Raw genomic sequence first — 1,173 nt, 5'->3', positions numbered from 1 at the left:
GTCGAAAAGGCGATCGAACTCAACGGCCAGGCCGTGGCGATGAACGTCTCAGCCTTCCGCTGGGGCCGCCGCGCCGCCCACCAGCCGGATTTCGTGCGCGGCCTCGTTGCCCAGCCGGGCACGGCTGCACAGAACGCCGCTGTCGTCGAAACGCTGGACGACATTATCGCCCGCCGCGTCGCCTTCCTCACCGCTTATCAGAACGCTGCCTATGCCACGCGCTACGCCGACAGACTGGCCGCGCTGCGCAAGGCCGAAGCCAGGGCGATGCCCGGTTCGACTGATGTGACCGAGGCCGCTGCGAGGAACCTGTTCAAGCTGATGGCGATCAAGGACGAATACGAGGTGGCGAGGCTTTACACCGACGGCTCCTTCGCCGCCGAGCTGGGCAAGCAGTTCCAGAGCTACGACAAGCTCGAATTCCATCTCGCGCCGCCGATGATGGGCAGGCGCGGCAAGGACGGCAAGCCGAGGAAGTCGAGTTTCGGTCCCTGGATGATGGATGGGTTCCGCCTGCTGGCAGCGATCAAAGGCTTGCGCGGCACGGTCTTCGATGTGTTCGGCTACAGCTCCGAAAGGCGTATGGAACGGCAGCTTCTTGCGCAGTACGAGGCCGATCTGGAGCTTGTCGCCAGCGCGCTGGCGGCAGGCAAGGTCGAGGCTGCGGCCGCGCTTGCCTCGGTGCCGGAGCTCATTCGCGGCTATGGTCACGTCAGGCAGGCCAGTGCCGAAAAGGCCGCTGGCGAACGCCTAAGGCTGCTCGATCGCCTGGCAAAAATGCCCGTTCGGCCGGGACTCCAGGCCGCCGAGTAATCGATATGCCTTGTTTGTTTGAAGGGTAGCTTCCCGGCGCCAACCGACTGACGGCAAAGCCCGGAACGGCCTCTCTAAATCTTTCTTAAGGCGAATGTGACACAGCTTGGCTCCCCAGGGTTGGGATTCAGGCGTGAATCTGAAAAGAAAAAACGAGATTCCGGTCGACGTCTATATCCCGTTCGTGGAAACTCTGTTTCGCGACGGGGTGACGCTTTCGATCGGCATTCTCGCGCAAACCTTCCTGATCGGCCTTGTCTGGTGGAAGAACGGCGATCCGCGTTACCTGGTTGTTGCGATTGCGATGGTTCTCGTCGGCATATTCCGCATGAGAAATTTCCAAAAATACAACAGCTTGCC

The 1,173-nt window shown here is 61.3% G+C and carries 2 protein-coding genes; both read left to right on the top strand.

Going from position 1 to position 1,173, the window contains the following annotated elements:
* The coding region (locus EOA86_RS35475) for a DUF6537 domain-containing protein (protein WP_348633387.1) at nucleotides 1–813 on the top strand (813 nt) is incomplete at its 5' end.
* Between the two features lie 133 nt (nucleotides 814–946).
* Nucleotides 947–1,173 (top strand): hypothetical protein (locus tag EOA86_RS35470; RefSeq protein ID WP_164892362.1); only part of this gene is annotated, 227 nt, incomplete at its 3' end.

It is taken from the genome of Mesorhizobium sp. M5C.F.Ca.IN.020.32.2.1 (genome assembly GCF_004023105.1).
GTDB classification, from domain to species: domain Bacteria; phylum Pseudomonadota; class Alphaproteobacteria; order Rhizobiales; family Rhizobiaceae; genus Mesorhizobium; species Mesorhizobium wenxiniae.
The sequence above is the reverse complement of the archived record's forward strand: the minus strand, read 5'-3'. Positions and strand labels throughout refer to the sequence as shown.